Genomic DNA, 24,880 nt, shown 5'->3' with positions numbered 1-24,880 from the left:
CGGCCGGCCCTCTGGCCCGAGCCCTGCGCTCGAACACGTGTCGCAAGACTAGCCCGGCCGGCGCTCGTCCGACAGGCGCTCGATCGTGTGATCCTGCAGGTCAGAGCCTCGCGAGCCGTCCCCAGCCCCGGTTCTCGGCCACTCCTCCACAGGGCTGCGGCGTCGGACGACGGCGACAGCCGAGTGCGCCATCATGAGCCCATGACGTTGTGGCTGACCGGCGACGCCGACGCGGACCGCCTCCTCGAGGAGGACCCCTTCGCGCTCCTCGTCGGGATGCTGCTCGACCAGCAGGTGACGATGGAGTCCGCCTTCGCCGCGCCGGCGCGCATCGCCGCGCGCATGGGCGGGCTCGACGTCGGGCGCATCGCCGCGGCGGACCCCGAGAGGTTCGCGGCGCTGTGCGCGACGCCGCCGGCCGTGCACCGCTACCCCGGCTCCATGGCCGGGCGGATCCAGGCGGTGGCGGCCGCGGTGCGGGACGAGTACGACGGCGACGTGCGGCGGCTGTGGACGGACGGCGACCCCGACGGCCCGACCGTCCTGCGGCGGCTCAAGGCTCTCCCCGGCTTCGGCGACCAGAAGGCCCGCATCTTCCTGGCCCTGCTGGGCAAGCAGCGCGGCGTGCAGCCGACCGGCTGGCGCGAGGCCGCCGGCGCGTACGGCGAGGAGGGGTCGCGGCGCTCGATCGCCGACGTCACCGACGAGCGCAGCCTCGCCGAGGTGCGCGAGACGAAGCGGGCGGCGAAGGCGGCGGCCAAGGCGGCCCGCACCGCCTGAGTCCCGGCGTCAGGGCTGGAGCGCCTCCACCAGACCCGGCAGGTCCGCCACCGGCACGGCCAGGTCGAGGACGCCGTCGAAGGTGTGGACCTCGAGGACGCCGAGCCCCGGCGGCACCCCCCGGGTCGGCGACCCGCTCGTCGTCCGGCCCGTCGGCCGCACGGCGACGACGTCCGTCGTCACGGGGTGCCCGTGCCCCCGCAGCGCAGCGCCGCGCACCGGCAGCACGCGCAGGTAGCCCGGCGAGGGGTCGACGCGGCCCCGCCGCCACCGGCCGTCGAGCCCTGGCACGGTGCCGGCCGTCACGCGAAGCGCCGCCACGGGCCCGCGCTCGCGGGTCGGCCGAGCCGGACCGCCCGCCGGTCGCGGCCCGCCGTCCCGCGACGCGCCCGCAGGCCGGGTCACCCCGCCTCCGTCGCCCGACGAGAGCCGCCGCCCCAGGCCCCGCACGACGAGGACCACCGCCGCGGCGACGAGCAGCACGAGCGCCGCGACGACCACGGCGTCGCCGGCGGCGCGGTCGCCACCCGGCGGCTGCGCCACCCGCACCGCCGCCAGCGACCCCGTGACGACCACCGCGAGCGCCGTCAGCAGGGCCACCCCCGCGACGAGCACGGACCCCCGACGACGTCGCACCCCGGCATCGTGCCAGCCCGCCGCTGAGAGCGGCAGCCCGCCGAACCGACGCCGTCGACGTGCGTCGGGCTGGTCCTCGAGGCTCCTCGTCAGGCCGGTCAGGGCCGGTCGTCAAGGTTGGTCGTCAGGCCCCGTCGTCAGGGCCGGTCGAGCGGCGGCTCGGAGCGGTCCGGCCAGGCGCGCGCGTCGTGCCACCCGGCCGCGTACGCCTCGGCCGACCCCAGCCGGAACATGTCCGTCGGCCCGGTCCGCACGAGCACGCGTGCGCCGGGCCCGTCCTCGTCGGTGACGAACCGCCCCGCTCCCCGCACCACCGCCAGCGGCCGGCCGGACGCCTTGCCCTTCACCAGCTCCGCCGCGGCGGCCAGCTCGTCGGCGACGGCGGCGACCGTCATGGTCAGCGGCCGGCCGTGGCTGTCCGTCTGCCCCCGCAGGTCGTCGAGCACCTGCACGCCGGCCGCGCCGATGGTCAGGTCCGTGACGCCCTCTCGCCAGGGCCGCCCCGCCGTGTCCGACACGAGCACCCCCACGCGCACGCCGAACGCGGCCCCCACCGCGGCCCGCAGCGCCCGCGCGGACGCGTCCGGGTCCAGCGGCAGCAGCAGCACCGTCCCGCCTGGCGTGTTCGACGCGTCGACCCCCGCCGCCGCCATGACCAGCCCCAGCCGGTTCTCGACGATCCGCGTGACGCCGCCCGGGTACGCCCGCGTCGCGACGACCCGCACGGTCTCGTCCGTGATGGCCTGCTCGCGGTCGTCGGCGGCGACGACACGCCCCTCGGCCTTGGACACCACCTTGCTCGTCAGCACCAGCACGTCCCCGTCGACGAGCGCCCGCGCCGGGTCCCGTCCGGCGTCGGCGGCCAGCGCCGCCACGACGAGCGCCGCCAGGCCGTCGCCGGGCCGCACCTCGGGCAGGCCGGCCGTCGCCCAGACGGTCAGCACGGCGTCCCCGGTCACGCCGCCCACGGGACCAGCACCCACCCCCGTCACCGGACCAGCCCCGGCAGCACGTCGCGCCCGAACGTCTCGAGGAACTCCCGCTGGTTGCGCCCCACGTTGTGCAGGTAGATCCGGTCGAACCCCAGGTCCACGTACCGCTGCAGCTCCGCCCGGTGCCGGTCGGGGTCGGCGGACACCAACAGGCGCCCCTCGAAGTCCTCCGCCCGCACGTGCCGGGCCATCTGCTCGAAGTCGAAGGGCGAGCGCACGTCCGACCGGTTGAACCGCATCCCCCCGTTGGGCCACTCCCGCAGCGCGCCGGCCACGGCCTCCTCCTCCGTCGCCGCCCAGGACAGGTGCACCTGCAGCACCTTCGGCAGCGCCGTCGCGTCGCGACCCGCCTCCCGCGCCCCGTCCGCGAACCGCGCGAGCAGCGACGCCAGCCGTTCCACCGGCGCGTTCACGGTGATGAGCCCGTCGGCCACGCGTCCGGCGCGCCGGGCGGTCACCGGCCCCGCCGTGGCGACGAGGACCTGCGGCGCGCGCTCCGGCATGGTCCACAGCCGTGTCGACTCCAGCCGGTAGTACGTGCCCGCGTGCTTGGCGTCCTTGCCCGCCAGGGACGCGTTGAACAGCTTCTTGATGACGTCCAACGCCTCGAACATGCGGTTGATGCGCTCGGGAGCCTCCGGCCAGTACCCGCCGACGACGTGCTCGTTCAACGCCTCGCCCGAGCCGATCCCGAGCCAGTGCCGGTCCGGGTACATGGCCGCGAGCGTCGCGCTGGCCTGCGCGACGACGGCCGGGTGCCAGCGGAACGTCGGCGCGGTGACGCCGGGCCCCACGTCTCCCGTCGTGCGCTCCGCGACCGCGGTGAGCACGTTCCAGACGAACGACGCCTGCCCCTGAGCGGGCACCCACGGCTGGAAGTGATCCGTGGCGGTGGTTCCGGAGAAGCCGTGCCGCTCGGCGTGCACCGCCAGCTCGACGGCCTCGCGCGGGTGCAGCTGCTCGAGCGCCGCCGTGTAGCCGACGGTCAGGCCCGTGCCCATGCGCCGCCCCTCGTCGTGTCCGTCGTCGCCGTCCGCCCGACGCCGCGTGCGCCGGACCCGGACGAGCCTAGGCGGCGGGGGCGACGAGGGGCGCCTCGACGGTGGCCGGCACGGGCGCGGCCTCCCCGCGCCGCACCAGCGCCACCCCGGCGACGACGAGCCCCGCGCCGACGAGCTGCACCGGCAGCGGAACCTCGTCGAGCAGCACCCAGGCCAGCGCGACGGCGAACAGCACCTCCGACAGCGCGAGGAAGGACGCCGTCCGGTCCCCCAGCAGCCGCACCGACACGGCGCTGACCCCGTACGCGAAGGCGGTGGGCACCGTCCCGACGACGAGCAGCGGCACCCACCACGGCACGACGGCCCCCGGCACGGCCACGTCGACCGCCGGTGCCGCCACCGGCAGCACCCCGACCAGCGCGAGCACCACGAGCCCGGCCCACCCGACGAGCATGCCCGCGCCGGCCAGCGTCACGGCGGGCAGCCGCGTCGGCCGGCCCGTGAGCAGGAAGTAGGCGGCGTTGCCGACGGCCGCGCCGAACGCGCAGAGCAGACCCACGGCGTCGAGCGCCAGGCCGCCGGTCAGGTCGAGCACCAGCGCGAGCCCCACGGTGGCCAGCAGCGCCCCCGCCAGCGTCTGCCGTGCCGGCGTGCGCCGCGAGCGCGCCCAGGTCCACGCCAGCAGCAGGAGCGGCCCGGTGTACTCCACCAGCAGCGCCACCGCCACGGGCAGCCGCTCGACGGCCTGGTAGTACAGCGCCGAGGCCGCGGCCACCCCGAGCGCCCCGAAGGCGACGACCAGCCGCCACTCTGCCCGCAGCACGTCCCAGCGCCCGCCGAGCGCGACCACCGCCGGCCCCACCAGGAGCAGGGCACCGATGCCGAGGCGCACGAGGATCGCCGCGCCCGGGCTCCAGCCCGCCTCCAGCAGCGGCTTGACCACCGGCCCGCTCGTCGCGAACGCCAGGGCCGCCACGAGCCCCGCCACCACCCCGCCGCCGCGGGTCCCACCTGTGCCGCCCACGTCGCTCCCCGTCGCCAGCCCGTCGATCACCCGCCGCCGCGGTCGCGACGTGCCGGAGCACCCACCCCCGACACGTGTCAGGAGCGTGGGATGCTGTTGCCCCTGACAGTAGGAGCACCGGCCGACAGGAGTCAACGCCATGTTCGCACCTGACACCCGCATGGCGCTGCAGACGGCGGCGGCACTGGTCAACACCGCACCCGACCGGCGCCGCGACGGCGCCGACGCCCTCGTGTCGGTGGCCGACCTCGACGCCTTCTACGACGCGAACGGCTTCGGCGGTCGCCACGACGGGGACGCGGCCGAGCTCGCGGCCGTCCGCGACGCCCGGGACACCGTGCACCGCTTCTGGGGCGTCGACCGCGACACCGCGGCGGGGCTCGTCAACGCCGTGCTGCACGAGGCGGACGCGCGGCCCTGGCTCGTGCGGCACGACGGCTGGGACTGGCACCTGCACGCCACCCCGTTGGACGCTCCCCTGCCCGTCCGCGTGCTCACCGAGGCCGCCATGGCGGTCGTCGACGTCATCCGGTCGGACGAGTACGACCGCATGCGCACCTGCGAGGCGCCGGACTGCCGCGCCGTCCTCGTCGACCTGTCCCGCAACCGGTCGCGGCGGTTCTGCGACGTCAACAACTGCGCCAACCGCGCGCATGTGCAGGCGTACCGCGAACGCCAGGCGCACCGCGAGGGCTGACGCCCGGACGGACCGCCCGGCCCGGGCGTCGGCCGGCAGCCGTCACCCAGCAGCCGTCACCCGGCAGCCGTCACCCGGCGGTCGGCACCTCGTCGAACGCCGCCGCCGGCAGGTCCCGCTCCCCCTCGACGAGGGCCCGGACCAGCCGGGCGGCCACGCCCGCGGGGTCCTTGCCCGGCTGCAGGTGCGGCGCCTGCCCGGCGATCGGCCGGCCGGCCAGGCCGGTCTCCGTGTGCGGCGGCCGTGCGTCCACCACGCGCACCCGCCGCTTGCGCAGCTCGCGCCCGGCCGCGGAGTCGAAGGCCGTCAGCGCCGCCTTGCTCGCGCTGTAGGCCGCCATACCGGCGGTCGGCGCCTCGGCCGTCACCGCCGACACGTGCAGGACGAAGGGGTCCCGACCCGCTTCGGCCGCGGCGAGCAGGTGCGGCGACGCGGCCGCGAGCAGCAGCACCGGCGCCACGGTGTTGACGGCGAGCAGGGCGCGCAGCACCTCCTCCTCGACGGCCTCGGCCGGCCCGAAGGCGACCACGCCGGCGGCGACGACGACGCCGTCGAGCCGCCCCCAGCGCTGCACGGCCGCGTCCACCGCCGCCGTGGGCGCGCCCGGCGCCGTCACGTCCAGCGCGACGACGTGCGCGTCGGCGGGCGCGGCCGCCCTCAGCCGACCCTCGTCGCGCGCCACGAGGGTGAGGTCCGCCCCGGCCCCCGCCAGCGCCGCCGCGAGGGGCGCGCCCAGCCCGCCGCTCGCCCCGACCACCAGCACGCTCGCGCCCTGCAGCTGCGTCACGTCGTCCTCCTCGCGCCGTCGGCGGCCCCGGCGGGACCGGCCCGCGCACCAGCGTGTCCCGCCGCGTCCCGGCGCGCGCCACGGTCGTACCGCGCGCTCTCAGCCTCGTCGCCACCCGTCCCCAGCCCCGGCACCGCCCGCACGTCCTGCACCGCACGGGGCCGCGGTCGTCGGTCGGCACCGATCTGGGATGATGACGCCCATGGCCGACCAGCACGCCCTCCCGTCCGACGCCCCGGCGACCCGCCCCGGCCGCCAGGTACCGGACCGGGTCTCCCTCGACGGGGTCGAGGAGCGCTGGGACGCCGCCTGGACCGAGGGCCGGACGTACGCGTTCGACCGCTCCGCCACGCGCGAGCAGGTCTACTCCATCGACACCCCGCCGCCCACCGTCTCGGGCTCGCTGCACGTCGGGCACGTCTTCAGCTACACCCACACCGACGTCGTCGCGCGCTTCCGCCGCATGCGCGGCGCCGAGGTCTTCTACCCCATGGGCTGGGACGACAACGGCCTGCCGACCGAGCGTCGCGTGCAGAACTACTACGGCGTGCGCTGCGACCCGTCCCTGCCGTACGACCCGGACTTCCGGCCCCCGCTGCAGGGCGCCGAGGGCAAGAGCGTGCGCGCCGCGGACCAGGTGCCGATCAGCCGGCGCAACTTCGTCGAGCTGTGCGAGCGGCTGACGGTCGAGGACGAGCGGCAGTTCGAGGCGCTGTGGCGCCGGCTGGGGCTGTCCGTCGACTGGGGCATGACCTACCAGACGATCTCCGCCGACGCCCGGGCCGTCGCCCAGCAGGCGTTCCTGCGCAACCTCGCCCGCGGCGAGGCGTACCAGGCCGAGGCCCCGGGCCTGTGGGACGTCACCTTCCAGACCGCCGTGGCGCAGGCCGAGCTCGAGGCGCGCGACTACCCCGGCGCCTTCCACCGCGTGGCCTTCCACCGCACGGACGGCGAGGGCGACGAGGGCGTCGTGCACATCGAGACGACGCGCCCCGAGCTGCTGCCGGCGTGCGTCGCGCTCATCGCGCACCCGGACGACGAGCGCTACCAGCACCTGTTCGGCACCACCGTCCGCACGCCGCTGTTCGAGGTCGAGGTCCCGGTGCTCGCGCACCCCGCCGCCGAGCCGGACAAGGGCGCGGGCATCGCGATGTGCTGCACCTTCGGCGACCTGACGGACGTGCAGTGGTGGCGCGAGCTGTCCCTGCCGACGCGGTCGGTGCTCGGCCGCGACGGCCGCCTCCTGCGGGACACCCCCGACTGGCTGACCACGGACGCCGGCCGGGCCCGTTACGAGGCCGTGGCTGGCAAGACGACCTTCTCGGCGCGCGAGGCGGTCGTCGCCGGCCTGCGCGAGACGGGCGACCTGGACGGCGAGCCGCAGGCCACGCAGCGCAAAACCAACTTCTTCGAGAAGGGCGACAAGCCCCTCGAGATCGTCACGAGCCGGCAGTGGTACATCCGCAACGGCGGCCGCGACGCCGACCTGCGTGAGACCCTCCTGGCGCGCGGCCGCGAACTCGGCTTCCACCCCGACTTCATGAAGGTCCGCTACGAGAACTGGGTCGGCGGCCTCAACGGCGACTGGCTCATCTCCCGCCAGCGCTTCTTCGGCGTGCCGTTCCCCGTCTGGTACCCGCTCGACGAGGCGGGCGAGGTGCGCCACGACGCCCCGATCCTGCCGGGCGAGGACCAGCTCCCGGTCGATCCGTCCTCCGACGTGCCCACGGGGTACACCGCCGACCAGCGCGGCGTGCCGGGCGGCTTCATCGGGGACCCGGACATCATGGACACCTGGGCGACGAGCTCCCTGACCCCGCAGATCGCGGGCGGCTGGCGCAGCGACCCGGACCTGTTCGCCCGGGTGTTCCCCATGGACCTGCGTCCTCAGGGCCAGGACATCATCCGTACCTGGCTGTTCTCCACCGTCGTGCGCTCGCACCTCGAGCACGGCGGGCTGCCCTGGTCCGACGCCGCCATCAGCGGCTGGATCCTGGACCCCGACCGCAAGAAGATGAGCAAGTCCAAGGGCAACGTGGTCACACCCATGGGCCTGCTCGAGGAGCACGGCTCCGACGCGGTCCGGTACTGGGCCGCCTCCGCACGGCTGGGCACGGACGCGGCCTTCGAGGTCGGCCAGATGAAGATCGGCCGCCGCCTGGCGATCAAGGTCCTCAACGCCAGCAAGTTCGCGCTGTCCTTCGGCTCGCCCGACGAGCCGGTCGTCCTCGACCCGGCCCTCGTCGTCGACCCGCTGGACCGCGCGATGCTGGCCGGCCTGGCCGACGTGGTGGACGCCGCGACCGCGGCGCTCGAGGCGTACGACCACACGCGCGCGCTGGAGCTGACGGAGACGTTCTTCTGGACGTTCTGCGACGACTACCTCGAGCTGGTCAAGGACCGCGCCTACGGCGCCGGCGCGTCCGCCGACGAGCTGACGGCCGCGACCCGGTCGGCGCGCGCCGCGCTGGGCCTGGCGCTGGACGCCCTCCTGCGGCTGTTCGCACCGGTGCTGCCGTTCGCGACCGAGGAGGTGTGGTCGTGGTGGCGCGAGGGCTCGGTGCACCGGGCCCCGTGGCCGACGGCGGCGCCGCTGCGGACGGCCGCCGGGGACGCCGACCCGGCCGTCGTGGCGGCCGCCGGCTCCGCGCTGGCGGCGCTGCGCAAGGTGAAGTCCGAGGCCAAGGTGTCGATGCGCACGGAGATCGAGCACGCGGTGCTGGCCGTGCCGGCCGCGCTGCGCGCCGGGGTCGAGCACGCGCTCGACGACGTGCGCGCCGCCGGGCGCGTCACCGGGACCCTCGAGCTCGTGGACGGCGACGGGGAAGGCGTCCTCGCGCGCGACGCGCGGCTCGTCCCGCCGGCGGCTGCCCCGGCGCCCGCCGCCGACCCCGCCCCCGCCGGCACCCGCTAGGACCGGCCGCGTGCGCGAGACGACGTCGCCCTCCCTGGTCCAGCACGACCCGGCCCTGTCCATCCCGGGCATGCTCGCCCGCCGGCTCGCCGAGGACGCCGACGGCGTCTTCGCCGAGCGCCGGGACGCGGGCGGCGCGTGGCAGGCGGTGACAGTGGCGCAGTTCGTCGCCGAGGTGCGGTCCGTCGCCAAGGGCCTCGTCGCCTCCGGCGTGGCGCCCGGGGACCGGGTCGGCATCATGTCGCGCACGCGCTACGAGTGGACGCTCGTGGACTTCGCGTGCTGGGCCGCGGGGGCGGTCGGCGTACCGGTGTACGAGAGCTCGTCGCCGGAGCAGGTGCGCTGGATCTGCGCCGACGCCGGGGTGCGGCTCGTCGTGGTCGAGACGGCGGCGCACGCGGCGGCCGTCGCGCAGGTCCGCGACGACCTGCCCGGCCTGGTCGAGGTGCTCGTGCTCGACGACGACGCCGTCGGCACCCTCGTCGCCCGCGGCCGGGGCGCCGCGGTCACGGACGAGGAGGTCGACCGGCGCAGCGCCGCCGCCGGGGGCGACGACCTCGCCACCGTCATCTACACGTCCGGCACGACGGGCCGGCCGAAGGGCGTGGAGCTCACGCACGGCAACTTCGTCGCGCTCGCCCTGGAGGGCACCGCCGGGCTGGGCGAGGTCTGCGCGGCACCGGGCTCCCGGACGCTGCTGTTCATGCCGCTCGCGCACGTGTTCGCGCGGTTCATCCAGGTCCTGTGCGTGCCCTCGCGTGCCGTGCTCGGGCACGCGCCCGACGCCAAGCACCTCCTGGCCGACCTCGGCACCTTCCGGCCGACCTTCCTGCTGGCCGTGCCGCGCGTGTTCGAGAAGGTCTACAACTCCTCCGAGCAGCGCGCCGGCACGGGCGCCCGACGTCGGCTGTTCCGCTGGTCGGCCAAGGTCGCCGCGGACTTCTCCCGTGCGCAGGAGAACGGCGGCCCGTCCGCCCGTCTGCGCGCCGAGCACGCCGTCGCGGACCGGCTCGTGCTGGCGCGCATCCGGACCGCGCTCGGCGGGCAGTGCGAGTGGGCCGTGTCCGGCGGCGCGCCCCTGGGCGAGCGCCTCGGCCACTTCTACCGCGGCGCCGGGCTCAAGGTCCTCGAGGGCTACGGGCTGACGGAGACCACCGCGCCGACGGCGGTCAACCGCCCCGCGCTGACGAAGATCGGTACGGTCGGCCCGGCCTTCCCCGGCACGTCGCTGCGCGTCGACGACGAGGGCGAGATCTTCGTGCGCGGCCCGCACGTCTTCCGCGGCTACCGACACAACGCCGAGGCGACGGCCGAGGTCCTCGTCGACGGCTGGTTCCACACGGGCGACCTCGGGTCGCTCGACGACGACGGCTACCTGCGCATCACCGGCCGCAAGAAGGAGATCATCGTGACGGCGGGCGGCAAGAACGTCGCCCCCGCCGTCCTCGAGGACCGCCTGCGTGGTCATCCGCTCGTCAGCCAGGTCGTCGTCGTCGGCGACGACCGCCCCTTCATCGGCGCGCTCGTCACCCTCGACGAGGAGATGCTGCCGGGCTGGCTCGCCGGGCACGGCCTGCCCGCCATGGACGCGGAGGCCGCGCGGCACGACCCGCAGGTCCTCGCGGCCCTCGACGCCGCCGCGGCGCGCGCCAACGAGGCCGTCTCGCGGGCGGAGTCCATCCGCAAGCTCCGCGTGCTGCCGGGCGACCTCACGGAGGCCAACGGCTACCTGACGCCCTCGCTCAAGGTGAAGCGGGCGCTGGTGCTGAAGGACTTCGCGCCGGAGATCGAGGCCCTGTACGTCGACGAGCGCCCGGAGGGCGAGCGCGGCGGCGACTGACGCCCTCGCGTCCAGGTCAGCGCCGCCGGGCCCCCGCGTCGGCGCGGCCTGCTCGTCGCTGCCACGCCCAGCCCCCGGCGAGCAGCAGCGCCCCGAGCACCAGGAAGCCCGCGTCGTACAGCCCCTGGTGCGGGCCGTACCGCACGTGGTGCAGCCCGAGCAGCTGGTGCGCCACCGTCCCCTCGACGAGGTTGAACAGCCCCCACCCGGCGACCACCCAGCCCCAGAAGCGCCCCGAACGCCACGGCCGCGGTGACACGCGCTGGCCCCGCACCCGGCCCACGAGCAGCACCAGGCCGACGACCGCCGCGACCCACGTCACCGCGTGGAACAGCCCGTCGGCGAGCGTGTTGACCTGTCACCGGTCCGGGCATCGGTCCTGTCGTCCGTCCCGCCGCGACCGTCGACGCCCGTCGCGCCGCTCCCGGCGCCGTACCCGGCCTCGCCGCTCACGGCGCCGCCGCCACCACCGGCCCACCCGCGGAGCTGTCCTGCGCGATGGCCTCGTGGTGGCGGATGACCTCCTCGACGATGAACGCGAGGAACTTCTCCGCGAAGACCGGGTCGAGATCGGCGTCGACGGCCAGCGCCCGCAGCCGCGCGACCTGCCGGCGCTCGCGCTCCGGGTCGGCCGGGGGCAGCCCCCGCTCCGCCTTGAGCCGGCCGACCTGCTGCGTCGCCTTGAAGCGCTCGGCCAGCAGGTGCACGAGCGCGGCGTCGATGTTGTCGATGCTGTGCCGCAGCCGCGCGAGCTCCGGCGGGGCGGCGTCCGGCACCGTCACGCCGGTCAGGCCGACTTCTCGCGCGGGGTGCGCTTCTCCCGCGGGGTGTCGCGCGGGACCAGCGTCGGGTAGACGTTCTCGAGGACGACCTCGCGGTTGACGACCACGCGGGCGACGTCGTCGCGGCTCGGCACCTCGAACATGACCTGCTGGAGGACCTCCTCCATGATGGCCCGCAGACCGCGCGCCCCGGTCCCGCGCAGCAGCGCCTGGTCCGCGATCGCCTCGACCGCGTCCTCCGTGAACTCCAGCTCGACGCCGTCGATCTCGAACATGCGCTGGTACTGCTTGACGAGGGCGTTGCGCGGCTCCGTGAGGATGCGCACGAGCGCGTGCTGGTCCAGCCGGTTCACGGAGGCCACCACCGGCAGGCGCCCGATGAACTCGGGGATGAGACCGAACTTCTGCAGGTCCTCGGGGCGCACCTCACCGAGCAGGTCCCCGTCGCCGTGCGCCTCGACGAGCGGCGCGCCGAAACCGACGACCCGCTTGCGCGCCCGGGCCGCGACGATGTCGTCGAGGCCGGCGAACGCCCCCGCCACGATGAACAGGACGTTCGTCGTGTCGATCTGGATGAACTCCTGGTGGGGGTGCTTGCGCCCGCCCTGCGGCGGCACCGACGCGGTCGTGCCCTCGATGATCTTCAGCAGCGCCTGCTGCACGCCCTCGCCGGAGACGTCGCGCGTGATCGACGGGTTCTCGCTCTTGCGGGCGATCTTGTCGATCTCGTCGATGTAGATGATGCCCTGCTCGGCCTTCTTCACGTCGAAGTCGGCGGCCTGGATGAGCTTGAGGAGGATGTTCTCCACGTCCTCGCCGACGTAGCCCGCCTCCGTGAGGGCCGTGGCGTCCGCGATCGCGAACGGGACGTTGAGCATCTTGGCCAGCGTCTGCGCCAGGTACGTCTTGCCCGTGCCCGTCGGCCCGACGAGCAGGATGTTGGACTTCGCGATCTCGATGCGGTCCTCGCCACCCGGGCTGCGCGGGGTCTCCCCCGCCTGCACGCGCTTGTAGTGGTTGTACACCGCCACCGCCAGGGCCCGCTTGGCCTGCTCCTGGCCGATGATGTACTGCTCGAGGAACTCGAAGATCTCCTTCGGCTTCGGCAGCTCGACGAGGCCGACCTCCGTCGCCTCCGCGAGCTCCTCCTCGATGATCTCGTTGCACAGCTCGATGCACTCGTCGCAGATGTAGACGCCCGGCCCCGCGATGAGCTTCTTGACCTGCTTCTGCGACTTGCCGCAGAAGGAGCACTTGAGCAGGTCAGCGCCGTCCCCCATCCGAGCCACGTGCGTCTCCCTCCTCCGTCGGGTCCCGCGTCCGCGGGTCCGGCCGTGCCGTCGTGCCCCCGGCGCCGGCCGGGTCGTGCTGGCCGCGACGGCGGTGCCGCCGCGGAACCGTGCCGGTGGACCGTATCGGCCGTCCGACGCCACCGATGACCGACCCGCCGGTCCGTCACCGTCCTGCTCCCCCATTCCACACCACGGCGGGGGCCGTGTCAGCCGCGCCGCGCGGGTCGTGCGCACGCCCCGCACCGGTGCGGCGAGGACACCACGGGCCCGGCGGGAGGTACCCGCCGGGCCCGTGGCCCGTCCGACGTCAGACCGGCTGCACGACGGTCGGGCGGGCGCCCTTCCGGCTCTCGAGCACCTGGTCGACGATGCCGTACTCCTTGGCCTGCGCGGCCGTGAGGATCTTGTCGCGCTCGATGTCCTGGCGGACCAGCTCGACGTCGCGGCCCGTGTGGTGGGCCAGCGTCTCCTCGAGCCACTCGCGCATGCGGATGAGCTCGTTCGCGTGGATCTCGATGTCGGAGGCCTGGGCGTAGCCGCCGCCCTCCATGGCGGGCTGGTGGATGAGCACCCGCGCGTTCGGCAGCGCCAGGCGCTTGCCGGGCGAGCCCGCGGACAGCAGCACCGCCGCGGCCGACGCGGCCTGCCCGAGGCAGACCGTGGAGACCGGCGACTTGATGTACTGCATCGTGTCGTAGATCGCCGTCAGCGCCGTGAAGGAGCCGCCGGGCGAGTTGATGTAGAGCGTGATGTCGCGGTCGGGCTCGCTGCTCTCCAGCACCAGCAGCTGCGCCATCACGTCGTCGGCGGAGGCGTCGTCCACCTGCACGCCGAGGAAGATGATGCGGTCCTCGAACAGCTTGGTGTACGGGTCCTGCCGCTTGTAGCCGTAGGCCGTGCGCTCCTCGAACTGGGGCAGGACGTAGCGGCCCGCGGGGCTCGCCGGGGCGCTGCCGCCGAAGCGGCCGGGGCTGCCGGCCAGCCGGCCCGCCCGCGCCATGAACTGGTACTCGTCGCTCACAGGTGTCTCCTCGAGAGGTCCGTCAGGGGGTCCGGGGCGGGGGCGGTCAGTCGGTCCCGCCGCCACCGGTGACCGAGCCGGAGCTGGCCACCACGTGGTCGATGAACCCGTACTCGAGGGCCTCGTCGGCCGTGAACCAGCGGTCCCGGTCGGCGTCCCGGTTGATGTCGTCGACGGACTTGCCCGTCTGCTGCGCCGTCAGCTCCGCCAGCACGTTCTTCATGTGCAGGATGAGCTGGGCGTTGATGCGCACGTCGGTGGCCGTGCCGCCGATGCCGCCCGAGGGCTGGTGCATCATCACGCGGGCGTGGGGCAGCGCGTACCGCTTGCCCTTCGCGCCCGAGGAGAGCAGGAACTGCCCCATGGAGGCGGCCATGCCCATGGCGATCGTCGCCACGTCCGGCTTGATGTACTGCATCGTGTCGTAGATGGCCATCCCCGCGGTGATGGAGCCGCCCGGGGAGTTGATGTACAGCCAGATGTCCTTCGTCGGGTCCTCGGCCGCGAGGAGCATCAGCTGCGCGCAGATGGCGTTCGCGTTCTCGTCGCGGACCTCGGAGCCGAGCCACACGATGCGCTCGCGCAGCAGCCGGTTGTAGATGCTGTCGTTGAGGCCCAGCGTGGCCCCGTCGGCACGGGCCACCGCCGGCAGCCCGCCGGTGGCGTCCCGGCCCGCCAGGGCCCGCTCGTCCACGCCTCGCTCGTTCACGTGAAGCTCCCTCGTGTCGCTGCTGCCAGGGCCGTCACCGGCGGCGGGGACGCCGCCGGGCCTGACCTTCGCCAGTGACCCTAGTGCCCGACAACGACACGCCCCGCGCCCGCGGTACCCGGTTTCGCTGTCGGCGCACCCTGCCCGCCCGCGACTCCTCGAGGACGCCGCGGAGATCCCGCGGGGACGCCGGAGGGGGCCCCGCGACGTGCGGGACCCCCTCCGGACGGGCGTGCGGACGGCTCAGGCCTCGGCGGCCGGGGCCTCCTGGGTGACGGCCTTCTTGCGCGTGGCCTTCTTCTTCGGCGCGGGCGTGGCCTCCTCGGCGACGGGCGCCTCCTCGGCGGGCGCCTCGTCAGCCGGCGCGTCGGCGGGCTCGGCCTCGACGACCACGGCGTCGACCTCCGCCTCGACCTCCGTCGCCGTGCCGTCCTGCTCGAGGGCCTCCTCCGACTGCGCGGCGTCCTCGGCGGCGTCCTCCTCGTCCGTGCCGATGAACTCGGACAGGTCGACGGCGGCACCGGCCTCGTCGGTGATGGTGACGCGGCGCAGGGCGACGGCGAGCGCCTTGGAGCGCGCGACCTCGGCGACCATGGCCGGGACCTGGCCCTGCTCGTCGACGGTCTTGATGAAGGTGTTGGGGTCCATGCCGTACTGGCGGGAGGCGGCGACCAGGTAGTCGACGAGCTCCGGCTGGCTGACCTTCACCGCGAGCTGCTCGGCCAGGGTGTCCAGGAGGATCTGGTTGCGCAGGGCCGTCGTGGCCTGCTCCGTCACCTCGGCACGGTGCTCGTCGTCGGCGAGGCGGTTCTCCGACTCGAGGTGGCGGTGCACCTCGGCCTCGACGACGCCCGCCGGGACGGGGACCTCGACGCCGGCGACGAGCGCCTCGAGGAGACGGTCGCGCGCCTGGACGGCCTGGTTGGAGGACTTCGTGCGGGCGACCTGCTCGCGCAGGTCGGCGCGCAGCTCCTCCAGCGTGTCGAACTCGCTCGCGAGCTGGGCGAACTCGTCGTCCGCCTCGGGGAGCTGGCGCTCCTTGACCTGCTGGGCGGTGACGGTGACCGTCGCCTCCTCGCCCGCGCGCTCGCCGCCGACGAGGGCGGAGACGAAGGTCGTCGTCTCGCCCGCCGACAGGCCGGTGAGGGCCTCGTCGAGGCCGGCGAGCATGTTGCCCGAGCCGACCTGGTAGGAGACGCCGGAGACCTCGTCGACCGTCTCCTCGCCGATGACGGCCTTGAGGTCGAGGACGACGTAGTCCGTGTCCTGCGCCGGGCGGTCGACGCCGACGAGCGTGCCGAAGCGCTCGCGCAGCGCGTCGAGGCGGCCGGTTACGTCCTCGTCGGCCACCTCGGGGCTGTCGACGGTCAGCGCCAGGCCGTCCAGGGCCGGCAGCTCGATCGTCGGGCGCACCTCGACCTCGGCGGTGAACTCGAGCTGGCCCTCCTCCTCGCCCTTGACGAGGCCGGGGACCTTCGTGACGTTCACCTCGGGCTGGCCGAGCGGGCGCAGCTTGTTCTCGCGGACGGCCTCCGCGTAGAAGCCGCCGAGGCCCTCGTTGACGGCGTGCTCGATGACGGCCGGGCGGCCCACGCGCTGGTCGATGATGCGCGGCGGGACCTTGCCCTTGCGGAAGCCGGGCACCGTGACCTGCTGGGCGATGTGCTCGTACGCGTGCGTGATGCTCGGACGCAGCTCGTCGTACGTCACCTCGACGGTCAGCTTGACCTTGGTGGGCTCCAGGGTCTCGACGGCGCTCTTCACTGATGCTCTCCCATGATCGGGGTGGTGCGGACGGGTCCTGACGGGTACAGGTGCCGCGGCGGCCTGCGCCGGCCCCCGCGCGGCCGGGGGCCGGGCAGGGGTGCGCTCGCCGCGCGCGCGACCCTCGATGGTACGTCAGGACCCGCCCGCCCCGATCAGCGTGCTCCGACCCGGGCGGTCGGACAGGGGGCCCGGCTCAGCGCGCCACGTCGTGGTGGCGGCCCTGGCGGTGCGTGTCGCCTCCCATCGACAGCAGGGACTCGTCGGGCGTCGACGCGTCCTCGTAGCGCAGGAGCGCGCCGATGCCGTCCACGAGGTCGACCGACCCCGCGTCCGCGAAGGTGACGCCGCTGTCCGTGCCGACGGCCGCGTCGAGCAGCGCGATGTCGGCGCGCAGCTCGTGCTGGTCCGCCTCCGGCACGCCGAGCGCGTCGAGGTCCGCCCTCGACAGCCCGATCTGCAGCGGGTCGATGCCCACCCACAGGGTGCGGTCGGCCAGCGGCGACCCGGGCTGGGCGGTGCGCTCGTCGAGCACGAGCTCCGACACCTGGGCTCGGCGCAGCGCCTCGACGACGTCCCCGAGCTGCGTGACGGCCGCACCGGCCCGCCCCCGCTCCGCCCGGAACCGGTCGAGCACGCCCTCGCGCCGCCGAGCGCGGACGGCCGTGAGGACGTCGCGCACGCGGTCGGCGAACACGTCCTCCTTGACCCCGTCGGCCCGGGACCCGCCGGACAGCTCGACGACGAGCTCCTTCGCCGCCGCCCCCAGCGCCTCGTGCACGAGCGCCACCGCCCGCACGTCACCCGTGAGCACGACGACCTCGGGGCGCCGCTCGGTGACCAGGCGGTCGACCTCCGCCGCCACGGCCGCCGCGTTGCGCTCCCACGAGTCCTCGGCGCGGCTCTGGAACCGCCGCTGCGACCACCCGCCCGTCGGGACCTTGCGCAGCTCGTCGTGCCCGCCCTCGACCGTGCGGTCGGGCGCGCCGCCCGGGGTGACGCCGTGCGACCACGTGAGGTCGGCCCCCGACCGGTCCACGGCGACGAGCAGGTGGGCCACCTCGCCGTCCGTGGCCAGCGCCGCACCGAGGAGCGCCGGCTCCGCACCCCAGCAGGCCTCGTCGCGGGTCGGCGGCACCGCCAGGACGCGGTCGAGGACGACGCCCTCGGCCGTGGCGACGAGCACGCGGCCGTGGGGGCCGCCGACTCCCGTCGGCTCGGTGACGACCTCGTCGAGGTGCGCGAGCACGTCCTCGGCCGCGCCCTGCTGCACGAGGTCGCGCCGCAGCCCCTGCCACCGGTCCTGCAGCTCGCGCTCGCTGCGCGTGTCGGCGCGCGTCGCGTCGAGGTGGACGGTCGCGAACGGGCCGCTGCGTCCGACGAGGGGCTTCATCCAGTCGAGCTTCATCAGTGTGGACCTCCGGGTCTCGCTCTGGACGGCCGCGCGCTCCCCCGAGCCCCGCGGCCGTGACCGGTGCCGCCGGCACCGGCTCCCCGCCCACTCTGCTCGTCACGGACCTGACCTGCCACCGCATACCCGGCACGTCATCTGCCGCGGAGGCCGGCGGCGCGCCCTCGTCGTCGGGATGGCGGGATTCGAACCCACGACCTTCCGCTCCCAAAGCGGACGCGCTACCAACCTGCGCCACATCCCGTGCGGGGCGAGTGTAGTGACGCCCGCACGGGCCGCGTCAGCGCCGGTCGTCGATGCGGTCCAGCCGTCGCAGCAGCGCCCCCTCGCGCAGCGCCCACGGGCAGATCTCGACGCCGTCGACGTCGAGCGCCCGCATCGTCTCGGCCGCCACCACCGCACCGCCGAGGATCTGCGGCGCCCGCTCCGCGGTGATGCCCGGCAGCTCGGCCCGCGCCTCGGGGGCCAGGCGCGCCAGGCGCGGCACCCAGTCGGCGAGCTGCGCACGGCCCATGCGCCACCGCTCGTCCCGCCCGACGACGTCGACCTGCATCCCCGCCAGCCGCGCGAGCGACCGGAACGTCTTGGACGTGGCGACGACGTGGTCCGGCCGCGGGACGGCCGCGAGCGCCTCGACGGCCGGGGCCAGCGTCGTGCGCACGTGCTCCCGCAACCGTTTGAGGTCGTCCGGCGAGGGCGGGTCGTCGGGCAGGAAGGCGCGCGTGGTCCGCCCCGCCCCCAGCGGCAGGGACAGGGCGACGTCCGGCTCCTCGTCGATCCCCGACGCGATCTCCAGCGACCCGCCGCCGATGTCCAGCAGCAGCAGGCGCCCGGCGGCCCACCCCTGCCAGCGCCGCGCCGCGAGGAAGGTCAGGCGGGCCTCGTCGGGCCCGGACAGCACCTGCACGGCGGCGCCGACGCGCGCCTCCACGGCCGCGAGCACCTCGGGCCCGTTCGTCGCCTCGCGCAGCGCCGAGGTCGCCATCGCCAGCACCTCGTCCACGCCGTGCTCCCGGGCGAAGGTGAGCCCGGCGTCGACCGCGTCGAGGATGAGCGCCACGCCCTCGTCGACGAGCCCGCCGTCGCCGTCGAGGTACCGCATGAGCCGGACCACGCGCCGTGCGGAGCCGACCGGGCTGGGCCGTGCCCCGTGCCGCGCGTCCACCACCGCCATGTGCACGGTGTTGGAGCCGATGTCGAGCACGCCCAGCCGCAGGTCCTCCGTCACGGGCGCGACCCTAGCGGCGGCGAGCGGCTACCCTGGGCGCGGCATCCGGGGCGGCACGGCTCGGGCGGCTCCCTGCGGGCCCCTCGTCACACGCCCCTGACCAGCGCGGACGTAGCTCAATGGTAGAGCCCCAGTCTTCCAAACTGGCTACGCGGGTTCGATTCCCGTCGTCCGCTCCACATCCACCATCGGTGCGCTGCCACGAGGCAGCAGGAACGCCCGCAGGACGTCGACGAAGGCGTCGGGCCGTTCGGAGTGCACCCAGTGCCCGGCGCCGCGCACGGTGACCGACCGCGTCCGCGGGAAGAGCCGGCGCATGGGTGCCGCGTGCTCCGGGCGCACGTACGACGAGCGCTCCCCCGCGACCCACAGCACCGGCCCGTCGAAGGTCGCCGCGGAGCCGTCGGGCCGCAGCACCTCCGGGAAGCCACCGATCGTCGGCAGCTCCCGGCGCAGCAGCGCGAGGTTCGGCTCCCACGCGAACCCTCCGTCCGTGGCCCGCAGGTTCTGCAGGAGGAACAGCCGCACGCGCTCGTCGGGCACGGCGGGGGCCAGCAGCTCGTCCGCGTCCGAGCGCCGCACGACCCGTTCGAGCGGCAGGGCGGCCAGGCTCGCCAGCAGGTGCTCGAACTCCCCCGCCCCGCTGCTCTCGGCCGGCGCGATGTCGACGACGACGAGCCGCTCGACGAGGTCCGGCCGCGTCAGGGCGAGCACCATGGCGACCTTGCCGCCCATGGAGTGCCCGACGAGGTGCACGGGCCCGTCGGCGGCGTAGCGCTCGTCGAGCAGGTCGGCGACGAGACCGGCCACGACGGGGTAGTCGACGGTCGTCGTCCAGGCGGAGGCGCCGTGGTTGGGCAGGTCGACCAGGACGGACCGCAGCTCCGGCGTCAGCGCCTTGGCGACCTGCGTGAAGTTGCGCCCCCGCCCGAACAGGCCGTGCAGCAGGACCACCCGAGGTCCCTCCGTGCCGACCTCCGTGACCCGGAGGCCCGCCGCGGGGTCGTCCCGCCCGTCACCGTCGTTCCCGTCGCCGCGCACCCCGTCACCGTAGACGCGCCGGGACCTCGGTCCCTGTCGCGCACGACCGGCCGGGGGCAGCGTGAGGACGACGCGCAAGGGGGCGCGCCACCGGTCGGGGAGGTGGGCACGGTGAGGGGCACGCTGCGGGGCACGTCGCGGGGCACGTCGCGGGGCACGTCGCGGGGCACGGTCGAGGCCGCGCGACGACGCCGGCCGGTCGGGACCGCCGTGGTGGGGGCCGCGCTGGCGCTGGGCGCGCTCGGTGCGGTGCCGGCCACGGCGGCGGACGTCGCGCCGCCACCGGCCGGGGCCGCGGCGACCGCCGACGCGCTGGACGCGGCGGTGCAGCGGTGGCTCACGACGCTGTACCGCGTCGGGGTCGGCCGGGACCCCGAGCCCGGGGCCGTCGAGCACTGGTCGGCCGCGCAGGCCGCCGGCGTACCCCGTGCAGCGGTGGCGTCGGCGGTGCTGGCCGGTCCCGAGGCGCGCACGACCTTCGTCGCCGGGACCTACCGGGAGCTGCTGGGACGGGAGGCGACGGCCGCCGAGCTGACGTACTGGCTCGGGATGCTCGACCGGGGCTTCACGCGGCTGCAGGTCGTCCAGGCGGCGGTCGCCTCGCTCGAGTACCACGACCACGCCCGGGACCGCGGCCTGCAGGTGTCCGAGGCGCTGTACGCCGACCTGCTGCGCCGGCCGATCCAGCGGGAGGAGTACTGGTACTGGTACGGCAAGGGCCACCTGGAGAACGCGCTGTACCCGTGGACGTACGGCTGCTGGCTCGGGCCGCGGGTGCTGTGGGGCGACGAGCACCTCACGCTCCTCGTCACCGACCTCTACGCGGCGTACCTCGGCCGCGAGCCGGAGCGCGACGGGCTCGACGGCTGGCTCTTCGCGCTGCACCAGGGCCTCGACCCGGAGGATCTCGGCGTCGCGCTGGCCGCCTCCGACGAGGCCCGGGCCGTCGCGGCGCGCGGCTGACGCGCACCGGGAGGACGACCTCGCCGGAGGGCTCAGGTCCGGCGGCGTGCGTGCCGATGGGAGGGGGTCGACCCCCCGTCGGCACGGACCGCACCCACCGGAGCACGCCATGTCCACCGCCGTCCTCACCGCTCCCGCCGCCCTCGTCGCCGGCACCTCCCCCGCCACTCACGCCGCCGCCGCCCTCCCGACGCCGCACGCCGTGCCCGGCGCGCGCGGCGCGGTCGTCGTGCTGCGCGGCACGGACACCGCGACCGGCCGCGTCGGCACCTGGCACGTCACCCCGCTCGAGGGCACGGACGCGTGCGAGGTCGAGCACGTCGAGGGGCACGTCATGAGCGAGGCCGTCTGGATGCAGACCGCGAAGACGTCCGTCGCGATGACGGGTGGCGAGGTGGCCGAGCTCGTCGCCCGCGTCGAGCCGTGCTGCTGACCCCTGCCTGACCCGCTGCTCGACCCGCTGCCGACCCGCTGCCGACCCGCTGCCGACCCGCTGCCGACCCGCCGTCGGCCGCGTCCCGCCGGCCACGGCGCCCGAGCCCCCTCCCGTCGACGGAGGGGGCTCGTCGTCGTCCGGGGGCGGCGCCACGCCGGCGTCACCCGGACGGGGTGACGCGTCGCGGGCATCTTTGCGGGGCCTCCGTCGTTACGGGTACCGTCGCCGCGCCCGCGGTCCCCGCTCGTCGTCCTGCCAGGGACGCCGTCCGGCCGCGGCTCGCGACCCGGCCGTCCGCACCGGGACGGATGCAGGACCGGCACATGACCGGCACATGACCGACACGGCACCGATCTCATGGGAGGGGACGAGCGTGCTGCACCGCACCGCCGGCCGCCCGTGCACGTGCCCGTCCGCCGACGCCGTCGTCGGCCGCCCCTGTCGCTGTCGCTAGAGCGCCGGTCCCCCTCCGTGCGAGGGTGGGGCTGCCCTGCAGCAGCCCGTCCGGACCCGGCGCTCGCCCCGGGGGCCTGCACGTCCCGTCGCCGGCCCGGCATCCACCGCGCACGCGGCCCCGCACGGCCCTCGTCGGGAGGACGTCCCGGCACCCACACCCGCAGCCGCACCGCCGCACCACCCCGGCGCCGCGCCGGACCCACCCCTCACCCTCCTCGAAGGAGAACGACCCACCATGGCCCGCATCTACGACGACGCGACGCAGCTCATCGGGAACACCCCGCTGGTCCGGCTCAACCGGATCACGGACGGCGCGCAGGCCACCGTGCTGGCCAAGCTCGAGTTCTACAACCCCGCGAACTCGGTGAAGGACCGCATCGGCGTCGCGATCATCGACGCGGCCGAGCAGTCCGGCGAGCTGCCCCCCGGCGGCACGATCGTCGAGGCGACGTCGGGCAACACCGGCATCGCCCTGGCCATGGTCGGCGCGGCCCGTGGGTACGACGTCGTCCTCACGATGCCCGAGACGATGTCGAAGGAGCGGCGGGCCCTGCTGCGCGCGTTCGGCGCCGAGCTCATCCTCACCCCCGGCTCCGAGGGCATGAAGGGTGCCGTCGCGCGGTCCGAGCAGATCGCGGCCGAGCGGCCGGGCGCGATCCTCGCGCGCCAGTTCGCCAACGCGGCCAACCCCGCGATCCACCGCGCGACCACGGCGGAGGAGATCTGGGCAGACACCGACGGCGCGGTCGACATCTTCGTCGCCGGGATCGGCACGGGCGGCACCATCACGGGCGTCGGGCAGGTGCTCAAGGAGCGCAAGCCGGGCGTGCAGGTGGTGGGCGTCGAGCCGGCCGAGTCCCCGATCCTCAACGGCGGCGCCCCCGGCCCGCACAAGATCCAGGGCATCGGCGCGAACTTCGTCCCGGAGATCCTCGACCGCGAGGTCTACGACGAGATCATCGACGTCGACGCGGAGACCTCGGTGAAGGTCGCCCGCCGGGCCGCCGCCGAGGAGGGCCTCCTGGTCGGCCTGTCCTCCGGCGCCGCCCTGCACGCCGCGACGCAGCTCGCCCAGCGGCCGGAGAACGCCGGCAAGACGATCGTCGTCATCGTCCCGTCCTTCGGGGAGCGGTACCTGTCCACGATCCTCTACGCCGACCTCATGGACTGACCGGTCCGCTCACCGGTCCCGAGCACCGGGGTCTCGTGCGCCCCTCGTCGCCCGCCCACCGCGGCCGACGAGGGGCGCACGCCCGTCGCTCGCCCCGCCCACCGATCCGCCCCACCGATCCGCCCCCACCGATCCGAGGCACCGCATGACCACGCACCCGCCCTTCCTGGCCACGCTGCAGGAGGACCTGCGGGCCGCCCGCGACCACGACCCGGCCGCGCGCAGCCTGCTCGAGGTGGCGCTCGGCTACCCCGGGGTGCACGCCGTGTGGGTCTACCGGCTGGCGCACCGCATGTGGCAGGTGCCCGCACTGCGGCTGGCCGCCCGCCTGCTCAGCCAGGCCACGCGCAGCGCGACCGGTGTGGAGATCCACCCGGGGGCGGTGCTCGGGCGGCGGCTGTTCATCGACCACGGCATGGGCGTGGTGGTCGGCGAGACGGCGGTCGTCGGCGACGACGTCGTGCTCTTCCACGGCGCCACGCTGGGCGGCACGTCGATGCGGCACGGCAAGCGGCACCCGACGCTCGGCGACCGGGTCGTCGTCGGGGCGGGGGCCAAGGTCCTCGGGCCCGTCTGGGTGGGCGACGACGCGCGCATCGGCGCGAACGCCGTCGTCATCCGCGACGTGCCGCCGGACAGCACCGCGGTGGGCGTCCCGGCGACGGTGCGCCGCCGGCCGGCGCCGGTGCCGCCCTTCGTCGCCGAGGTCGACGACCCCGCGATCTACATCTGACCCGCCGCGGGCCGCGCCGCGCCGTCCGCGCCGCCTCCGAGCCCGGCTGCCCGGAGCGCCCCGACGACGGCGGGCAGGTCGGCCGGGTCGGTCTGGAGAGCCAGCGTCGTCGCGACGGACCCGGACCAGCGCCGGGCCTGCTCGGTGAGGTCCGCCGGCGTCCCGACGAGCGCCACCTCCCGCACGAGCTCCGTGGGCACGGCGGCGGCGGCCCGCTCCCGGTCCCCCGCGCGGAAGCGGGCCTCGACCTCGTCGAGCACCTCGGCGAACCCGAGCCGGTCGAGTGCCGCCCGGTGGTGGTTCGCGCCCGGCGCACCCATGCCGCCGGCGTACAGGGCGACGAAGGGCCGCACCCGGTCGGCCGCGCTCTCGACGTCCGGCCCGAGGGCCACCGGGACCGTCGCGACGACCTCGAACGCCTCGGGCGGCCGCAGCCGCGGGTCTCGGCGCGCGAAGCCGTCGGCGAGCTGCTCGCGGACCCGCTCGTCGGCGGACGGGGTGACGAACAGCGGCAGCCACCCGTCCGCGATCTCCGCCGCGAGCGCCACGTTGCGCGGACCCTGCGCGGCCAGCAGGACCGGCAGGTCGGCACGCAGCGGGTGCAGCGTCGGGCGCAGGGCGCGACCCTGGCCGCTGCCCTCCGGCTCCGGGAGCGGCAGGCGGTAGAACTCGCCGTCCGCGCGCACGGGCCCCTCGCGCCGCAGGACCTGGCGCACCACGGCGACGAACTCGCGCGTCCGGGCGAGCGGCCGCGCGTAGGGCCGCCCGTACCAGCCCTCGACGACCTGGACGCCCGACGCCCCCAGGCCCAGGACCGCCCGCCCGCCGGAGAGGTGGTCGAGCGTCATCGCGGCCATGGCCGTGGCCGTCGGCGTGCGCGCGTCGACCTGGGCGACGGCCGTGCCGAGCCGGACCCGCCGGGTGCCCGCACCCCACCACGCCAGCGGCGTGAAGGCGTCGGAGCCGTAGGCCTCGGCCGTCCAGACGGAGTCGAGCCCGAGCGCGTCGGCCCCGGCGACCGCCTCCGCGACGCCCGCTGGCGGCCCCGCCGACCAGTAGCCGGTGTGGTACCCCAGCGCGGGCGCTGCGTCCCGGTCGTCCACGTGCCCGTCCCCTCCGGCGCCGGCCCCGTCGCCGTGCCACCACCGCCACGGTAGCGGCCCATGGCAGCGCCGGGCGGTGAGCCGGGGGTCGCTAGGGTC

General features: G+C 75.6%; 22 protein-coding genes, 2 tRNA genes and 1 pseudogene. 9 read left to right on the top strand and 16 right to left on the bottom strand.

Translation table 11 applies throughout. The annotated features are described in order from the left end of the window. Window positions 1-201: 201 nt before the first annotated feature. On the top strand, window positions 202-780 hold the full coding sequence (locus BM048_RS01410) for an HhH-GPD-type base excision DNA repair protein (RefSeq protein ID WP_090030019.1): 579 nt from the start codon (window positions 202-204) through the stop codon (window positions 778-780). A gap of 9 nt (window positions 781-789) precedes the next feature. Here BM048_RS01410 and BM048_RS01405 read toward each other — a convergent pair whose 3' ends face one another. The 4 genes from BM048_RS01405 to BM048_RS01390 all read right to left on the bottom strand — a co-directional run bounded on the left by BM048_RS01405 (window position 790) and on the right by BM048_RS01390 (window position 4,433). Next, complete coding sequence (locus tag BM048_RS01405) at window positions 790-1,416, bottom strand: hypothetical protein (protein ID WP_139224264.1); 627 nt, start codon at window positions 1,414-1,416, stop codon at window positions 790-792. A 137-nt stretch (window positions 1,417-1,553) separates the two neighbouring features. After that, the gene (locus BM048_RS01400) at window positions 1,554-2,375 is read right to left on the bottom strand and encodes a coenzyme F420-0:L-glutamate ligase (protein ID WP_239078840.1); all 822 of its coding nucleotides are present in this window, start codon (window positions 2,373-2,375) and stop codon (window positions 1,554-1,556) included. 29 nt (window positions 2,376-2,404) lie between these two features. Next, window positions 2,405-3,409 (bottom strand): TIGR03557 family F420-dependent LLM class oxidoreductase, encoded by a 1,005-nt coding sequence (locus tag BM048_RS01395; RefSeq protein WP_090030016.1) that lies wholly within the window; start codon window positions 3,407-3,409, stop codon window positions 2,405-2,407. A 67-nt stretch (window positions 3,410-3,476) separates the two neighbouring features. Next, window positions 3,477-4,433, bottom strand: a complete 957-nt coding sequence (locus tag BM048_RS01390) for an EamA family transporter (protein ID WP_239078841.1) — start codon at window positions 4,431-4,433, stop codon at window positions 3,477-3,479. Between the two features lie 139 nt (window positions 4,434-4,572). Between BM048_RS01390 and BM048_RS01385 the strand changes: the two genes are divergently transcribed. Next, on the top strand, window positions 4,573-5,130 hold the full coding sequence (locus BM048_RS01385) for a CGNR zinc finger domain-containing protein (protein WP_090030013.1): 558 nt from the start codon (window positions 4,573-4,575) through the stop codon (window positions 5,128-5,130). A gap of 70 nt (window positions 5,131-5,200) precedes the next feature. Here the strand turns inward: BM048_RS01385 and BM048_RS01380 are convergent, their stop codons facing one another. Then, complete coding sequence (locus BM048_RS01380; protein WP_203708844.1) at window positions 5,201-5,917, bottom strand: SDR family NAD(P)-dependent oxidoreductase; 717 nt, start codon at window positions 5,915-5,917, stop codon at window positions 5,201-5,203. A gap of 202 nt (window positions 5,918-6,119) precedes the next feature. On the opposite strand from BM048_RS01380, the gene valS reads away from it, so the two are divergent. Further along, entirely contained in the window at window positions 6,120-8,831 is a 2,712-nt protein-coding gene (gene valS, locus BM048_RS01375) for a valine--tRNA ligase (protein ID WP_090030011.1), read from the top strand. Window positions 8,832-8,841: 10 nt separating this feature from the next. Beyond that, the gene (locus BM048_RS01370) at window positions 8,842-10,671 is read left to right on the top strand and encodes an AMP-dependent synthetase/ligase (protein ID WP_090030008.1); all 1,830 of its coding nucleotides are present in this window, start codon (window positions 8,842-8,844) and stop codon (window positions 10,669-10,671) included. Between the two features lie 16 nt (window positions 10,672-10,687). On the opposite strand, the pseudogene BM048_RS01365 reads toward BM048_RS01370, so the two are convergent. From BM048_RS01365 to BM048_RS01325, 9 genes and pseudogenes are all read right to left on the bottom strand, one after another. Further along, a pseudogene (locus BM048_RS01365) lies at window positions 10,688-11,017 on the bottom strand (DUF2243 domain-containing protein); the annotation flags it as partial. Window positions 11,018-11,120: 103 nt separating this feature from the next. Then, entirely contained in the window at window positions 11,121-11,453 is a 333-nt protein-coding gene (locus BM048_RS01360; protein ID WP_090030006.1) for a chorismate mutase, read from the bottom strand. Between the two features lie 5 nt (window positions 11,454-11,458). Further along, on the bottom strand, window positions 11,459-12,742 hold the full coding sequence (gene clpX / locus BM048_RS01355; RefSeq protein WP_090030004.1) for an ATP-dependent Clp protease ATP-binding subunit ClpX: 1,284 nt from the start codon (window positions 12,740-12,742) through the stop codon (window positions 11,459-11,461). A 310-nt stretch (window positions 12,743-13,052) separates the two neighbouring features. Further along, a complete protein-coding gene (locus BM048_RS01350; RefSeq protein WP_090030002.1) occupies window positions 13,053-13,766 on the bottom strand; it encodes an ATP-dependent Clp protease proteolytic subunit in 714 nt (237 codons plus the stop codon). A 46-nt stretch (window positions 13,767-13,812) separates the two neighbouring features. After that, the gene (locus tag BM048_RS01345; RefSeq protein ID WP_090030444.1) at window positions 13,813-14,418 is read right to left on the bottom strand and encodes an ATP-dependent Clp protease proteolytic subunit; all 606 of its coding nucleotides are present in this window, start codon (window positions 14,416-14,418) and stop codon (window positions 13,813-13,815) included. Window positions 14,419-14,718: 300 nt separating this feature from the next. Continuing rightward, window positions 14,719-16,239 carry a trigger factor gene (tig, locus tag BM048_RS01340; RefSeq protein WP_090030000.1) on the bottom strand — a complete coding sequence of 507 codons (1,521 nt, stop codon included), beginning with the start codon at window positions 16,237-16,239 and terminating at the stop codon, window positions 14,719-14,721. Window positions 16,240-16,435: 196 nt separating this feature from the next. Further along, window positions 16,436-17,647: a baeRF2 domain-containing protein gene (locus tag BM048_RS01335; protein ID WP_090029998.1), complete on the bottom strand. Its 1,212-nt coding sequence runs from the start codon at window positions 17,645-17,647 to the stop codon at window positions 16,436-16,438. 173 nt (window positions 17,648-17,820) lie between these two features. Then, a tRNA-Pro gene (locus BM048_RS01330) sits at window positions 17,821-17,894 on the bottom strand. A 36-nt stretch (window positions 17,895-17,930) separates the two neighbouring features. Then, entirely contained in the window at window positions 17,931-18,878 is a 948-nt protein-coding gene (locus BM048_RS01325) for a Ppx/GppA phosphatase family protein (protein WP_308439517.1), read from the bottom strand. 105 nt (window positions 18,879-18,983) lie between these two features. Between BM048_RS01325 and BM048_RS01320 the strand changes: the two genes are divergently transcribed. Further along, window positions 18,984-19,057, top strand: a tRNA-Gly gene (locus tag BM048_RS01320). Here BM048_RS01320 and BM048_RS01315 read toward each other — a convergent pair. Further along, window positions 19,026-19,919, bottom strand: a complete 894-nt coding sequence (locus BM048_RS01315) for an alpha/beta fold hydrolase (RefSeq protein ID WP_090029996.1) — start codon at window positions 19,917-19,919, stop codon at window positions 19,026-19,028. The genes BM048_RS01320 and BM048_RS01315 overlap by 32 nt on opposite strands. A 111-nt stretch (window positions 19,920-20,030) precedes the next feature. Between BM048_RS01315 and BM048_RS01310 the strand changes: the two genes are divergently transcribed. The 4 genes from BM048_RS01310 to epsC all read left to right on the top strand — a co-directional run bounded on the left by BM048_RS01310 (window position 20,031) and on the right by epsC (window position 23,678). Continuing rightward, on the top strand, window positions 20,031-20,882 hold the full coding sequence (locus tag BM048_RS01310; protein ID WP_175499168.1) for a DUF4214 domain-containing protein: 852 nt from the start codon (window positions 20,031-20,033) through the stop codon (window positions 20,880-20,882). A 109-nt stretch (window positions 20,883-20,991) separates the two neighbouring features. Next, entirely contained in the window at window positions 20,992-21,315 is a 324-nt protein-coding gene (locus BM048_RS01305) for a hypothetical protein (protein WP_090029992.1), read from the top strand. Between the two features lie 694 nt (window positions 21,316-22,009). Continuing rightward, window positions 22,010-22,945, top strand: a complete 936-nt coding sequence (gene cysK / locus BM048_RS01300) for a cysteine synthase A (protein WP_090029990.1) — start codon at window positions 22,010-22,012, stop codon at window positions 22,943-22,945. 145 nt (window positions 22,946-23,090) lie between these two features. Then, a complete protein-coding gene (epsC, locus tag BM048_RS01295) occupies window positions 23,091-23,678 on the top strand; it encodes a serine O-acetyltransferase EpsC (RefSeq protein WP_090029988.1) in 588 nt (195 codons plus the stop codon). Here epsC and BM048_RS01290 read toward each other — a convergent pair. After that, window positions 23,669-24,781, bottom strand: a complete 1,113-nt coding sequence (locus BM048_RS01290) for an LLM class F420-dependent oxidoreductase (RefSeq protein WP_090029986.1) — start codon at window positions 24,779-24,781, stop codon at window positions 23,669-23,671. The two genes, epsC and BM048_RS01290, sit on opposite strands and share 10 nt — an antisense overlap. Window positions 24,782-24,880 lie beyond the last annotated feature (99 nt).

Source organism: Cellulomonas marina (assembly GCF_900111925.1).
Lineage (GTDB): Bacteria > Actinomycetota > Actinomycetes > Actinomycetales > Cellulomonadaceae > Cellulomonas > Cellulomonas marina.
Note: the sequence above shows the minus strand (reverse complement) of the source record. Positions and strands in the feature narration are given on the sequence as shown.